The sequence below is a fragment of the Wenjunlia tyrosinilytica genome, from assembly GCF_014646055.1.
GTDB lineage: Bacteria > Actinomycetota > Actinomycetes > Streptomycetales > Streptomycetaceae > Wenjunlia > Wenjunlia tyrosinilytica.
On sequence record NZ_BMMS01000012.1, the window covers coordinates 1 to 13418 of the forward strand.

Here is a 13418-nt window from a genome sequence, read left to right on the forward strand (position 1 = left end):
ACTGTGGATGGACCAGCCAGCAGCCAGCGGCGCAGTAGCCGCCAATGCCGTCAGGGCGCTGCTCACGCTGCCACCCCCGACCGGGGGACGTAGCGCCCACGCCGAGGCGAGACGCCAAGCGGAAGCGGGGCGGGCAGGAGCTCCGGGGCGTGGGACTCGATGGCCTGAGCGGCCACCTTGGTCACACGGTCGAACAGCGTCGGGTCGTCAGCGAGGATGTCGCGCGCCGCGTCCAGCCGCGCAGCCCGCTCCTCCTCCGTCTCGTCCGGCTCACCAAGCCACAGCTCCGGCGGTGTGCCGAGCGCAAGTTCTAGGAACTCGGATTCGTCTCTGGCTTCGTGGCCAGCTACGAAGACGCGCATCCGCATGCGGGTCTCCTCAAGTAGTTGTCGTGGCAGGCGGGGCGACGGGCTGTCCTTGGCCGGGAGTGCCGCCACCCCAGTTGGGGCGTTCGATGACGCAGGCCAGGCAGGACTCACATCGGAATCCAGCCCGTGAGAGCCTGGCGTCCATCGGCACTTACTGTTCTAGCATGACTGATACAACTAGCACAATAGGTCGTGTCAGCAGTGCCGGTTGAACTGGTGATGAGGCAGCTAGCATCGGCCGTATGACGCCTACTGCTGATGCCACGCGCCGCGTGAACGAGAAGATCGCGGACGATCTCCAGAAGGACATCAAGGCGGGCAAGTACGAGCCCGGGACGAAGCTGCCAGCCGTACGGACCATCGCCGAGCGCTTCGGCGTGGCCCCTGGTACCGCAACGAAGGCACTTCAGCTACTCGTGCAGCGGGGTACCGTCCGTCCCGACTCGACTCGCGGCTACTTCGTATGCGAACCGCAGGAGAAGCAGGCCGCGAACGAGCTGAGCCCAGAGTTCACCGCGATCATGCAGGAGATCGAAGCGATCCGCGCTCATCTGACTCGCCTTGATGACCGCCTCCAGCAACTCGAGGAGGCGCAGCGGTCGGATTGACAGACTCCGCGAGTCTCTGCGCCCGACGCGCCAGATCGAGCGCTTCCGCAGAGAGCTGTTCAAGAGCCACCATCACCCTCAGCCGCTCACGAGCCGTCAGAGCCACGTCAGTACCTCCCCGTTGTCGATTCAAGGCGTCTCGCATCGGACGTTCACGACGCTATGGCGCACCCACTGGACGACCCCGGAAAATCCTTCCGGGGTCTCTTCGCGAACCGAGGTGAGGCTGAAGTCATGCGAGGAATGACACAGCATCTGACGACCGGCGAGCGCGTCGCTTGGTACCGCCACCGCCGCGGCCTGTCCCAAGAAGTGCTTGCCGGACTGGTGGGCCGTACCGCCGACTGGCTGGGCAAAGCCGAGAACAACCGCATCGAACTCGACCGACTGTCAGTGATCCGGGCACTCGCCCACGCACTGGACGTCTCCATGGGCGACCTGATCGGGGAGCCGACCCTCGTGGAGTGGTCCAAGGAAAGCGGTCGCGGTACGCTCCCCGCCCTGCGCGAAGCGCTCATGGACTACAGGCTCCTCACCCCGCTCATCGGCGCGCCGGCCGACGGCGAGCCACCCGCGCTCGACGCGCTGCGATCCGACGTGGGCGAGGTATGGGACGCCTACCAGGGATCACGGTATGGGTTCGCGGCGCGACAACTCCCGCTGCTACTCGCGGACGCCTTGCTTGCCGTACGAGCGCACTCGGGAACCGAGCGGGAGGAATCAAACTCACTGCTGGCACTGACGTACCAGGGCGCCGCTATGGTGCTCGGCAAGCTCGGAGAGAACGAGCTGGCGTGGATCGCGGCGGATCGTGGACTTGCCGCCGCGCAGCAGAGCGGCAACAACGTGATCACGGGATCGCTGTTCCGATCCGTCACGCACTGCCTGCTGTCCACGGGTCGCTTTGAGACCGCCGTCCAGCTCGTGAATGATGCCGCGGGCTTCCTGGAGCCCGGCCTCAATGACGCGACTCCGGCCTACCTGTCCGTGTACGGCACGCTCTTCCTCACCGGTTCCATGGCGGCGGCAAGAGCGGAGGACCGGGCCACCACCCAAGCCTTCCTGCAAGAAGCCAGCACGATGGCGGCTCGCCTGGGCTCCGATGCGAACCACATGTGGACAGCCTTCGGGCCGACCAACGTCGCCATCCACCGCGTAGCCACCGCCGGCGAACTCGGCGATATGCAGGTTGCCGCAGAACTGGGTCCGACGGTGGACACCAGCGCCCTACCAGTGGAGCGGCGGGTCCGACACAACCTGGAGGTTGCCCGGGCCCTCAGCGCCTGGAACCGCACAGATGACGCGCTCGCCATGGTCCTGCAAGCCGAGCGGATCGCGCCTGAGCAGGTCCGGCACCACTACATGAGCCGCGAACTCGTCCTCGGATGGGTCCGTGGCACCCGGGGTCGGCCGACGCAGTCCGTTGCGGACCTGGCCGACAGGCTTCGTGTGGTGTGAGTGGTTAGGCTCAGTCGCGTGAGCGAGAACGAGCACGAGGCAAAGATGGCGCACCCAAGGATGGCCTCGGGTGCGCTGTTCTTCGATGATCAAGACCGGGTACTACTACTTGAGCCGACGTATAAGGACTACCGGGAAATCCCGGGCGGCTACGTCGAGACGGGCGAGTCCCCGCTCCAAGCATGCGTGCGGGAGGTCCAAGAAGAGCTGGGCATCGCGCCGACTATCGGCCGCCTGCTCGCAGTGGACTGGGCGCCCCATCCGGCAGAGGGTGACAAAGTCCTGTACATCTTCGACGGAGGCACCCTGACCGAGGAACTAGAGGGACAGATCCGGTTGCAGGCAACCGAGGTCCGGGCTTACGGCTACCACTCTCTAGACGCGGTGGACACCCTCACGATCCCCCGACTGGCGCGCCGCATCAGAGCTGCGGCAACTGCCCGCAGTGAAGGCCGGGTCACCTACTTGGAGCACGGCCAAGAAGCGGAAGCACGATAGCCAAGAGGGCCAGGAGCCATACCTGTCGCAGCCGTCCGACTGTCCGGTTAAGCCCTTGACCTGCGGAAACGGAGCGGACAGGGTGGAGTATTGCTGTCCGGACTGTCCGGTCACACACAAAGAGAGGGCACACCTTGCACCGCATTGGTGGTGACGTCACTACGAGAGGCGCAACTGTTGGCATTAGAAAGACGAAGGGCGGACGAATTGAGCTGTACATCGATTAGGACCGCCCCCAGGCACTCGGGTACGGCACGTCCGTGGTGAGCGCCACACTCTCGCACCCGAGAAGGCGCGTGAGTTCATGGCCAAGCTGGTGAGCGCGACCCCCTGGCTTCAGTTCGCTTTGGTCATGGAAAGGGTTGACCAGTTGCTCACCGAAGGCGCTGGGTCGGATGATTGGTGACGGCAGGTCGGCGCCACGTTTACGTCGGGTGTCCTTGGCGGCGTCTGCCCTGAGTGACGTCGCACGGGCAGACAATGATGAGAGAGGCTTCGAGGTGCCGTTACTGACCTATCCGACTAGTGGGCATCAACAAAGATCTCGTCAATCGGACGGCAGCTAACCGGGCTTTCTACGACCAAGCGGCGACCCGCACCCACTTCAATCCGCCCTTCTACGATCACGACCCTTTGAGAGTGATGCCAGGTCAACGCTTCCTGATATTCAGAAAAAGGCAAACGGACACGGATTTCGGAACGTCGACCCTTCCTTATCGTTGACACCCAAATGAAACCAAAGGGCTCATCGGTTACGTGCCTAAGTTCGACAATATCCCCAGAGAACGTTGACCTGGTATCAATCCGCCCCTTCTTAAGCTTCTTCGCCGCTTCCTCAATTCGGCCGACAGCTTCACTCTCGATCACCACCGACGTGGGCATCGCACCTGGCGCCGGAAGGGATTCCGCCCAGTCGAATTGTGTTTCAAACTCACCCACCGCAGGCTCCGCAAGAATACTCGCCAGAGCGGAGCAAAATTCCCTACTGACGCCGCGTTCTACAACGGCATGCAACTCGGACATCGATGGCGAATTCTCGGGCTGGACGATAATCTCTCTGACCGCCTGGATGGACTGGGCCAGGGTGCGCGTAACCCGCCGCTCAAACGGCTCAGGGGCCGAGGTGAATAGTTCGAGATTCGGCAAGTCCGCCGCATGGGGCGTTCGCTCATCCGGTGCAGAGAGGGGAACGAGTAGAGGGATGACAAATGACCCGTCTAGTGTGTGATCCATGCGAGCACTTCGCAGAACTTCGTCTCCTCGGCGAGCATAATTGCCACCGATCTCGCCACGCTCTCTCCATGCCGTAGTTCCTGAGGCACGGAGCAGCTTCCGGGCTGATCCGATTACCGTGGAGGCGGCTTCGAACGGGATGGTGTCTGTGATTCGGTAGTCATTCGCGGCACGGAGGAAAGTAACATCCATGAGGTGATATCGAATACGGCTCGCCAGTTTACTTTCCGGGCACTGCTCATAAGCGGCAAGGCGGGCGACGATACCCTTAACGATTTCTCTATCGCCTATCGTCGAATTCGGGACGCCAATCCGGATCCCATTCCGAACCCATAGCGTGCCTGCGACACCAGGCGCCCGCCGTTCCCACCCAGAGTATTCCATGTAAGAGCGAATCTGAGGCAGGGTGGGAACTCGCATTGCATTCTGGACTACACCACTGCCGGAAAGAAGCACGACTCAACCTCCTTCGCCCACACGTAAAGGGAATCGATCGTAAGTCGCTGTGTCTTGGGAATGTGGATACTCCCCCCTTCTTCTAGCTGATTAACTCGCACCCAAAAGGCAGCAGCTTTGTGATTGGTGCCGGACGCGTGGTGGTCAATCCAGTGGGGACGCTCGTCGTAGTCCAATATGACCAAGACGAAATACACAGGAACCCCGCTTTCCTTCCATCGTTCCCGCCAATGTAATTCAGAATGCCAAGAGGCGCTACTGCCAGCAATCTTGAAACGCGATGAACACTTTACTTGGATTCGCGCGGACGCAACGGCGAAATCCACGGTCCCGTCTACTGCCAGCACGTCTTCGTCAGGCGGGGTCTCCGTGAATCCAACCCCGGCTTGACTGATTATGGAACGTACGTACGACACACCGAATCGCCCCTTGGCGCCATTGTCGGTGAGAGTAGCAATCGAAACTTCATCCGATTCACCGCGCGGAATGGACATGGTCATGGCGTCCATAGTGAATGGGACCTACCTCACATGTCAGCCATTCGTGCAGACTCGGCCAACTTCTTACCCCACCGACTCCAGGGTCAAGGCGAGATTGAGTGAAGGGTGGGGCTGGCGTGAGAGTTGTCCTATATGCCCGAAGGACGTTCCTGTGCGGCGGGGCCTGCCCAGACAAGTTCCATCGGGAGATGTCCCAGTTGCTGGATCTACGGAATCGGTCGGACAACCCAAGCTCAGGTGGCCGGTCCCGGAGGAGCTGCAACACCCCCGAGTGTTGCAGCCCGTCGGCAACGCCCCCCTCTGACGGATGCCTGGCGCCGACGGCTGGGCTCCATCGTCACGCTGTCGGCGCCCACGGCCTACCGCTAGGTTCCGCCTGTCGAATACGGGTCGAACTACAGCAGCGGAATCGCAGTAATGGTGGGAAACACACAGGTCAGCGGGTCAGCCCCGTCGATCCCCGCGGGCGCCTTCTAAGCGCTTGGCCGCAGGTTCGAGTCCTGCCGGGGGCACTCCCGTAGGCCCTCCCTCGGGGAGGGCCTTTTTGCTCGTCAGAGCATGTGCCTGCGCACGCTGAAAGGCGCCGGACCTCGCCTGCGGATCGCGGGAGGGTCCGGTGCCGCGCCGTACGGCTGTCACCGGGGTTTCGCGGGTGGATGCGGTGGCTGCGGTGGATACGCGGTGGCGCTTCCGGGCGCGCGCATCCTGAGCCACGCGCCCCAGGCCCATCCCTTCTCCGGGCTACCGCCAGGCGCGGACCAGCTCTTCAGGCCCCCAGTGGGCCGCAAGAGGCAGACCGCCGGCCACACCGCTGCGGGACACCGCGACCAGCGGGGTATCCGGCCCGGCGCCGGGCACCGCCGGCACGTCCCGCGCCAGGGCGTCGTATTCGCGCCGGCCGAACGGCTGGGACTCCAGCCACTTGATGGAGCCGACGAAGTGCACCGCGCCCGCCACGGGTTCGCGGTCGGCGCCGACCAGGTCGATCTCAGGGTTGTTCTGCCGGTTCCACCAGCCGCCGACCGCCTCCGTCCGAGGCCATTGCCCGTCCGGCAGCAGCCGCAGCAGCGACTCCCGGATGACCGGCTCGACCGCGCGTCCCCGCCAGGTCGTCCACGAGCGCTCAACGCGCTCCAAGGCCAGATCCCCCCGACCGCGCTCGATGAGCGGGAGTCCCCGCTGCAGGAAGGCCAGCCAGAACCGGAGATAGGAGTCTGCGATGCGGTAGCGCTTGTTCTTGGTGTCTGCCTTTCCGGACAGTGGCAGGTCGGCCGCGAGGACCCGCTTGGCCTGCAGGGTGCTCAGCAGCGGGGACAGCGTGCCCGAGGGCAGCGCCCCCGCGCCCCCGGCCTGTGCGGCGATGGTGGAGAAGGTCCGCTCGCCGCTGCCCACCGCCTCCAGCACCGCCCGGGAGTGCGAGGCCTCGGGGAACTCCCCCAGCAGCGACAGTTCGCCCGCCACCAGGAGCGGGGAGAGCGGATTCGCCACCGCTTCGCGCAGGAAGTCGCCGCGGCTCATTCCGGGCCTCCAGGATTGGACGATCTCCGGGAAGCCTCCGGTGATCAGAAGAGCATCCATCGCGTCTGCCGCATCCAGCCCGGTCATCGTCTGCACATCACCCAGATGCAGCGGTCGCACGGTCATCGTCGCCGCCCGCCCGAAGAACGGACGGCGGTGGGACTGCAGCGCCTCCATGACCGACATGTCACTGCCGACCAGGATGAGCAGGACCGGCTTGGCGGACAGGTGGCGGTCCCAGACCGTCTGCAGCGCTCCCTCGAACTCCGCGTCCTGTTCCACCAGCCACGGCACCTCGTCGATCACCGCGATACTCGCGGCATCGTCCGGCACAGCGACGGCCAGCGAGCGCAGCGCCTGATTCCAGTCCGCGGCCCGCAGCCCGGCCACCAGCTCCGCCCCGGGCAGGGAGGCCTGCGTGAGCGCCGCGGTGAAGTCCGCCCGCTCGGCCGCGGCGTGGCGGCCCCGAGTCGCCTGGAAGACCACATAGGGAACTCCGGACCGGTCGCAGAACTCCTGGACCAGGCGGGACTTCCCCACTCGGCGCCGCCCCGTCATGATCACGGCCCGCCCGCGTGTGGCACCTGCGCCCTCGATCACGAGGCCCAGCTGTAGAGCCAGCAGATCCAGGTCGGCCGCCCTGCCCTTGAATTCCATCGGCAATCCACCCTGGAGAGAAACATAGGTTCGATCTTACGTAGATTGAATCTTACTTAGATGCTACCTTGCTTTCCCCCGGCAGTGCAGCAGGCAGTGCAGCAGGCAGGCAGGCAGGCAGGCAGGCAGGCAGAGCTTTCCTTCCTGGACTGCCGCATGCCATCGGCTGCCGGGGCGCTCGTCTGTCCCGCATCGCAGCGCCAAGCGCGGCCCGTCACCGCTCAGCGGCTTTTTCGTAGAGAGTGACCACGCAGGCCCCGCCGAGGCCGATGTTGTGCTGGAGTGCCGTCTTCGCGCCCTCGACCTGGCGGGCCTCGGCTTGGCCGCGTAGCTGCCACACGAGTTCCGCGCACTGGGCGAGGCCGGTCGCTCCCAGGGGATGTCCCTTGGAGAGCAGACCACCGGAGGGATTCACGACGACCCTTCCCCCATAGGTGTTGTCGCCGTCGAGGACGAACTTCTCGCCCGCGCCCTCCGGGGTGAGGCCGAGCGCCTCGTAGCTGAGCAGCTCATTGACGGTGAAGCAGTCGTGGAGCTCGACCACGTCGATGTCCTCGGGGCCGTAGCCGCTCGCCTCGTACACCTGCTGGGCCGCTTCCCGTGTCATCTCGTAGCCCACCACTCGCCTCATGTCCCCGGAGTCGAAGGTGCCCGGGGAATCACTGGTCATGGCCTGGGCGCGGATCACGACCGGGGAGGCGACGGCGTGCCGCCGGGCGAAGTCGTCGCTGCACAGCACCGCCGCGGCGGCCCCGCAAGTGGGTGGGCAGCACTGCAGGCGGGTCAGCGGCCCGTAGACGCGCGGCGAGGCGAGGACCTCCGCCTCGGTCACAGGGGTGCGGAAGACCGCGTACGGATTGGCCGCCGCATGGCGACGCGCCTTCACCGCGATCTTGGCGAAGGTGGCGGGATCGGTGCCGTGCACGGCGGTGTGGGCGACCCCGGCGCCACCGAACAACTGGGCCGCGACCGGGGCCCGTTCGTCGAACCCCTGGAGTTCGGTCATCCGGTCGAGGAAGCGCCGCAGGGGGTCCGGACGGTCGTCCCACACGCCGGCCAGCGCGCCGGGGCGCATCTGCTCGAAGCCGACGGCCAGTACACAGTCGGCGGCGCCCGAGGCGACGGCCTGCCGTGCGAGCCAGAGGGCCGAGGAGCCGGTGGCGCAGTTGTTGTTCACGTTCACGACGGGTATCCCGGAAAGCCCAAGGGAGTACAGCCCCGCCTGACCCGCCGTCGAATCACCGTAGACGTATCCCGCACAGGCCTGCTGGACACATTCGTAGGACAGCCCGGCGTCGTCGAGAGCAGCCCTCGCGGCGCGTTCGGCCATCACCGGATAGGTCTCGCCGGTGCCCGGCTTGGTGAACGGGATCATGCCGACCCCGGCTATACGCACCTTCTCCACCATGAGGACTCCTACGGGTGGCCGCGGGAGGCATCCCGCAGCAGACGGGATCTGACCTCTGTCTTGACGACCTTGCCGAGCTTCGAACGGGGAAGGTCGGGCCATACTTCGACCTGCTTGGGCGCCTTGACGCTCCCGATGCGGGCCTTCACGAAAGCACGCATGCCGTCGTCGGTGACGTTCTCGCCGGGATGGAGTTCCAGGACCGCCACGACCCGCTCGCCCCATGTGTCGTCGGGCAGTCCCACGACCGCGCAGTCCCGTACCGCGGGGTGCTCCATCACCGCCTGCTCCACCTGTGTGGAGTAGACGTTGAAGCCACCGCTGATGATCATGTCCTTCGCGCGGTCGACGATGAAAAGGTAGTTGTCGGCGTCGAGGTAGCCGATGTCCCCGGTGTGGTGCCAGCCGTGACGGGACGTCTCCTCGGTGGCCGACGGGTCCTTGTAGTAGCCCGCCATCACCAGGGAGCCGCGGACGACGATCTCCCCGTGCTCGCCGGGCGGCAGCAGCCTTCCCTCGCCGTCCATGATGGCGACCTGGACCAGGGGGGAGGGCCGTCCCGCCGAGGAGAAGCGCTCGACGGCGAGTGAGCCGTCGGGGTGGAAATGGTCCCCCGGGGCCATGGTCGAGATCATCATGGGGGCCTCGGACTGGCCGAAGAGCTGCGCCATCACCGGGCCGATCCGGTGGATCGCCTCTTCCAACCGGGCGGCCGACATGGGCGCCGCGCCGTACCAGAGGCACCGCAGGGAGCTCAGGTCCGCGCCGTCCAGGCCCGGGTGGCCGAGCAGCATGTAGATCAGGGTCGGAGGAAGGAATGTGTGGGTGACCCGGTGCCGCTCGACGAGTGAGAGGTACCGGGTCAGGTCGGGGGTGGGCATGATGACGATCTCGCCGCCCAGTGTCATGACGGGGAAGCACAGCACCCCGGCGGCATGGGTGAGCGGAGCCAGGGCCAGGTAGACGGGACGGCTGCCGAACGGGTAGCTCATGAGCGTCAGCGCCGTCATCGTCTCGATGTTCCGGTCGGTCAGCATCACCCCTTTGGGCCGGCCGGTGGTGCCGCCGGTACCGACCAGCATGACGGTGTCGCCGACGGTCGCGAGGGATTCCGAGCGCCCCAGGAGTTCGGAGGTCCCCGGAGGTTCAGAGGTCCCCAGGGGTTGAGGGGTCCCCAGGGGTTGAGGGGTCCCCACGGATTCAGGGATCCCCAGGGGTTGAGGGGTCCCCACGGGTTCGGAGGTCCCCCGGGATTCAGGGGTCCCCACGGATTCAGGGGTCCCCACGGGTTCCGGCTGCCACGGCTCGGCGGACACGCCGTCCAGCCACTGGTCGAAGGAGACGGCGAAGCCCGGTGTCCCGTCCAGGCAGACCAGGGTGGTCAGTTTGGGCAGGTCCGGAAGGATCTTGGCGACGAGGGGCGCGTAGGCCTCCTGGAAGACGAGGCAGACGCAGTCGAAGAGGTCCAGCAGTTCCCGGTTCTCGGCGGCCTCGTTGCGCGGGTTGACCGGACACCACACCGCGCCCGCCCGCGAGATGCCGAACACGCACGAGAAGGCGGTCGGGTCGTTCGCCGAAAGTACGGCCACCTTCTCCCCGGGGCGCACTCCCGACCGTTCCAGCCCTCGTGCCACCCGCCAGGAGAGCGCTTGGACCTCGCCGTAGGTGAGTGTGTGGTCCCCGGTCGTCAGACAAGGGGATCCGGGGCCCAGGGACGCACCCTTGTCGAGGTAGTCGGTCAGACGCACGGGCGCCATCCTCAAACGTCGAAGTGTCGCGGCTCGGCGAGCGAACGGGGCTCGGGGCCTCGGTGGCGCCGGGCCCCGTATCGGTCAGCTGTTGACGGTGAGCACCGGGTCGAGGACGAGTCCGAAGCTCTTGAGTACCCCGAGCAGTTCACGGTGGCCGAAGGCCTGGCACGCCGAGGCGAGGCCGACGCGCCTGGGTGCCTGCTGGAGGAGCGAGTACGCGGCGTAGGCCTGTAGCAGCCCGGTCTGCTTGTAGTTGCTGTTGCCGTGGATCACACAGTGCGCGCGCCCCAAGGGGCCGGAGGCGTGGACGGAGTCCACCGAGGTGTTGATCCTGGGGTTCTCCCTCGGCGGCATGCCGGCCTGAACCGAGGCGGCCACCTCGGCCAGGGCGTCGTCCTGCTGGTCGGCCGGGAGGGTCTTGATCTGCGACTCGACCATCTTCACCGTCTCGACCACGCCCTGCATGACCGCACGGTCCATGACGCCGCCGAGCACCTTGCAGTTCGCCACGCGCGGGTCGTTCTTGAACCACACCGGGTGGCAGGTGCCGCCCCACGGCAGGGCCAGTGCCGTTTCATGCTGCCCCGGGACGGCGACCTCGACGGCGGTCAGCGGGTCCCACTTCTTGTACTGGTTCTGTTCCAGGTAGTGCCAGTCGGCCTTCAGGATGGTGAAGATCGTCTGCGTCGAGGCGTAGGTCGGGAACCCCTTCCAGAGCACCAGCATGTCGAGCGTGTCCAGGCCCGGTGTCTCCAGGCAGATGTTGGCCGCGATCTCCCCCGTGGTGTACATCTGGGCGATGCCGGGGGAGAGCAGGAGCCCCTTCTCCGCGTACCGATCGCCCCACCGCGCCTGAGCGTCCAGGACCCAGTCCTGTTCCCCGGTGGTGTCCAGGTAGTGGCAGTCGGCGGCGAGGGCGGCCTCGACCACCTCGGGCCCGTACTTGATGAACGGGCCGACCATGTTGCTGACCACCTTGGCGCCGCGGAAGAGCTCGGTCAGCGGTCCTACCGCGTGCTCGACCTCGATGACCTCGTGGTCCACGGTCTCGATGCCGGGAACCTTGTCCAGGACAGCCTGGATGCGCGCCTTGTCACGCCCGGCGGCGATGAAGGGAACGTTGTACTCCCGGAGGTACTCGCAGACGAGGCGGCCGGTGTAGCCGGAGGCTCCGTAGACGACGACGGGCTTGTCATTGCTCATGTTCGGTCGGCCTTTCCGAAGGTCCGGTGCGAGGGGTGCGGCGGTGGAACGGGTGGGCCCGTCACATGCCCATGCCGCCGTCGACGGGCAGGCCGGCACCGGTGATGAAGCGGGCGCCGTCGGAGGCGAGGAAGACCACGGCGTCAGCCATGTCGGCGGCCTCTCCGAGCCGGCCGAGCGGGGTGAGGCCGATGACGTCGCCGACGGCCGCCTCGGCGCTCGGCCAGAGGCCGAGGGCCACCATGTCCTCGGCGAGCCTCGCGCCCATCTCGGTGGGTACCAGCCCGGGGTGGACGCAGTTGACGCGTACGCCGTAGCCGAGCTTTCCGGATTCCAGCGCGGCCACCCGGGTGAGCCGGTCCACCGCCGATTTGGTGGCGGAATAGCCCGCGATGCCGGGGAACGGGATGGTCGCCGCGACAGACGCGATGTTGACGACCGCGCCCCCGCCCCCCGCCGGGCCGCCGGGCCGCATCGCGCGGAAGGCGTGCTTGGTGCCGAGGGCCACGCCGAGGACGTTGACCTCCAGCATCCTGCGTACATCGGCGGGGTCGAGGTCGACGACCAGGCCGGAGATCTCGACCCCGGCGTTGTTGACGACGATGTCCAGGCCGCCCAGCTCGTCGATGGTTCGGGCGACCGCCGACTCCCAGCTCGCGTCCTCGGTCACGTCGAGGGGGACGAACGCGGCTGTGGCGCCGGCCTCCCGGAGTGACTCGGCCGTCGCCTTGCCCAGGTCCTCCCGGATGTCGCCTATGGCGACGGCGGCACCGGCCCTGGCCAGCGCCTCGGCCATCCCCGCGCCCAGTCCTCGGGCTCCGCCCGTCACCAGGGCCCTGCGTCCGGCCAGGTCGAACACACTCATGGCACATCTCCTCGTTGAGACGACTGTGTGCCCCGCCGCGCGCTCAGCCGTGACAAGACCCGGACCGCGGGAGGTGACGACAGCTTCGAGCACTTCTTGACAGTCGTCAAGAGTTTCTTGGACGACTGTCAAGATTTCCTCCATGGATTCGCGGCGAGGCACGCTAGCCTGGTCGGGGACCCGCACGGCAGCGGGCGGGACGGCTTGACGGAGAGGCGCTGTGGCCCAGGTCGAAGGCAAGAACCGGGACCGGATCTCCCGGCGGCAGGTCGACAAGTTCGCCGAGCGGCGGGCGCAGCTCGCGGCGTCCGCGCTGCAGACCCTGGCCGAGCTGGGCTACGCCCGTACGAGCCTGCGGGAGATCGCGCAGAACTCCGAGTTCTCCCACGGCGTTCTGCACTACTACTTCCGTGACAAGGTGGAGCTGATCACTTACTGCGTGCGGCAGTACAAGGCGGACTGCGTCACCCGCTACGACCGGATCGTCGTCAGCGCCGACTCGGCGGATGAGCTGGGACGGAGCTTCGGCGAGGCCATGGCCGCAACGCTGCGCGACGACGCACCTATGCACCGGCTCTGGTACGACCTGCGGAACCAGGGCCTGTTCGAGGAGTCGTTCCGTGCCGATGTACTCGACATCGACCAGAGTCTCGAGCGGATGATCTGGCGCGTCGTCAGTCACTACGCGGAACTGTCAGGATCACCTCCCACGGTCTCCTCGGGGATCGCCTATGCGGTCTTTGACGGGCTCTTCCAACAGGCGCTGCTCAGATACCTGACCGGCCGCGAGGAATCCGTCGACGAGTTGCGGAGCAACACGGAACAGCTTATGGGACAGCTGGTTAGCCGCCGGTGAGTGCCGAGGCCCTCCTCGGGAGGGTCCCCTTCGCATGGG

At 66.3% G+C, this 13418-nt stretch carries 12 protein-coding genes; 4 read left to right on the forward strand and 8 right to left on the reverse strand.

Going from position 1 to position 13418, the window contains the following annotated elements; all coding sequences use genetic code 11:
* Window positions 1–62 precede the first annotated feature (62 nt).
* Complete coding sequence (locus tag IEY86_RS14905; protein WP_373287028.1) at window positions 63–368, reverse strand: hypothetical protein; 306 nt, start codon at window positions 366–368, stop codon at window positions 63–65.
* A 242-nt stretch (window positions 369–610) separates the two neighbouring features.
* On the opposite strand from IEY86_RS14905, the gene IEY86_RS14910 reads away from it, so the two are divergent.
* From IEY86_RS14910 to IEY86_RS14920, 3 genes are all read left to right on the forward strand, one after another.
* The gene (locus IEY86_RS14910) at window positions 611–976 is read left to right on the forward strand and encodes a winged helix-turn-helix domain-containing protein (RefSeq protein ID WP_189132166.1); all 366 of its coding nucleotides are present in this window, start codon (window positions 611–613) and stop codon (window positions 974–976) included.
* Between the two features lie 243 nt (window positions 977–1219).
* A complete protein-coding gene (locus IEY86_RS14915) occupies window positions 1220–2434 on the forward strand; it encodes a helix-turn-helix domain-containing protein (protein WP_189132167.1) in 1215 nt (404 codons plus the stop codon).
* A gap of 18 nt (window positions 2435–2452) precedes the next feature.
* Window positions 2453–2932 carry an NUDIX domain-containing protein gene (locus IEY86_RS14920; RefSeq protein WP_189132168.1) on the forward strand — a complete coding sequence of 160 codons (480 nt, stop codon included), beginning with the start codon at window positions 2453–2455 and terminating at the stop codon, window positions 2930–2932.
* 522 nt (window positions 2933–3454) lie between these two features.
* Here IEY86_RS14920 and IEY86_RS14925 read toward each other — a convergent pair.
* The 7 genes from IEY86_RS14925 to IEY86_RS14955 all read right to left on the reverse strand — a co-directional run bounded on the left by IEY86_RS14925 (window position 3455) and on the right by IEY86_RS14955 (window position 12523).
* Entirely contained in the window at window positions 3455–4165 is a 711-nt protein-coding gene (locus IEY86_RS14925) for a hypothetical protein (RefSeq protein ID WP_189132169.1), read from the reverse strand.
* Between the two features lie 431 nt (window positions 4166–4596).
* A complete protein-coding gene (locus IEY86_RS14930) occupies window positions 4597–5121 on the reverse strand; it encodes a DUF4365 domain-containing protein (protein ID WP_189132170.1) in 525 nt (174 codons plus the stop codon).
* A 741-nt stretch (window positions 5122–5862) separates the two neighbouring features.
* The gene (locus tag IEY86_RS14935; RefSeq protein WP_189132171.1) at window positions 5863–7296 is read right to left on the reverse strand and encodes an ATP-binding protein; all 1434 of its coding nucleotides are present in this window, start codon (window positions 7294–7296) and stop codon (window positions 5863–5865) included.
* A 214-nt stretch (window positions 7297–7510) separates the two neighbouring features.
* The gene (locus IEY86_RS14940; protein WP_189132172.1) at window positions 7511–8704 is read right to left on the reverse strand and encodes a lipid-transfer protein; all 1194 of its coding nucleotides are present in this window, start codon (window positions 8702–8704) and stop codon (window positions 7511–7513) included.
* A gap of 8 nt (window positions 8705–8712) precedes the next feature.
* Window positions 8713–10452 (reverse strand): AMP-binding protein, encoded by a 1740-nt coding sequence (locus IEY86_RS14945; RefSeq protein ID WP_189132173.1) that lies wholly within the window; start codon window positions 10450–10452, stop codon window positions 8713–8715.
* Window positions 10453–10536: 84 nt separating this feature from the next.
* Window positions 10537–11658, reverse strand: coding sequence for a DUF5938 domain-containing protein (locus IEY86_RS14950; RefSeq protein WP_189132174.1), 1122 nt, complete (start codon window positions 11656–11658; stop codon window positions 10537–10539).
* A 61-nt stretch (window positions 11659–11719) separates the two neighbouring features.
* Window positions 11720–12523, reverse strand: a complete 804-nt coding sequence (locus IEY86_RS14955; RefSeq protein WP_189132175.1) for an SDR family NAD(P)-dependent oxidoreductase — start codon at window positions 12521–12523, stop codon at window positions 11720–11722.
* Window positions 12524–12743: 220 nt separating this feature from the next.
* Here IEY86_RS14955 and IEY86_RS14960 point away from each other — a divergent pair, with 220 nt between their 5' ends.
* Window positions 12744–13379 (forward strand): TetR/AcrR family transcriptional regulator, encoded by a 636-nt coding sequence (locus IEY86_RS14960; RefSeq protein WP_189132176.1) that lies wholly within the window; start codon window positions 12744–12746, stop codon window positions 13377–13379.
* Window positions 13380–13418: the final 39 nt, after the last annotated feature.

Excerpts from the sequence above, each read along its gene's own strand:
- IEY86_RS14905 (WP_373287028.1), bottom strand. The coding sequence starts at position 368 with ATGCGGATGCGCGTCTTCGTAGCTGGCCACGAAGCCAGAGACGAATCC.
- IEY86_RS14935 (WP_189132171.1), bottom strand. The coding sequence starts at position 7,296 with ATGGAATTCAAGGGCAGGGCGGCCGACCTGGATCTGCTGGCTCTACAG.
- IEY86_RS14915 (WP_189132167.1), top strand. The coding sequence starts at position 1,220 with ATGACACAGCATCTGACGACCGGCGAGCGCGTCGCTTGGTACCGCCAC.
- IEY86_RS14940 (WP_189132172.1), bottom strand. The coding sequence starts at position 8,704 with ATGGTGGAGAAGGTGCGTATAGCCGGGGTCGGCATGATCCCGTTCACC.
- IEY86_RS14930 (WP_189132170.1), bottom strand. The coding sequence starts at position 5,121 with ATGACCATGTCCATTCCGCGCGGTGAATCGGATGAAGTTTCGATTGCT.
- IEY86_RS14910 (WP_189132166.1), top strand. The coding sequence starts at position 611 with ATGACGCCTACTGCTGATGCCACGCGCCGCGTGAACGAGAAGATCGCG.
- IEY86_RS14955 (WP_189132175.1), bottom strand. The coding sequence starts at position 12,523 with ATGAGTGTGTTCGACCTGGCCGGACGCAGGGCCCTGGTGACGGGCGGA.
- IEY86_RS14950 (WP_189132174.1), bottom strand. The coding sequence starts at position 11,658 with ATGAGCAATGACAAGCCCGTCGTCGTCTACGGAGCCTCCGGCTACACC.
- IEY86_RS14925 (WP_189132169.1), bottom strand. The coding sequence starts at position 4,165 with ATGGATCACACACTAGACGGGTCATTTGTCATCCCTCTACTCGTTCCC.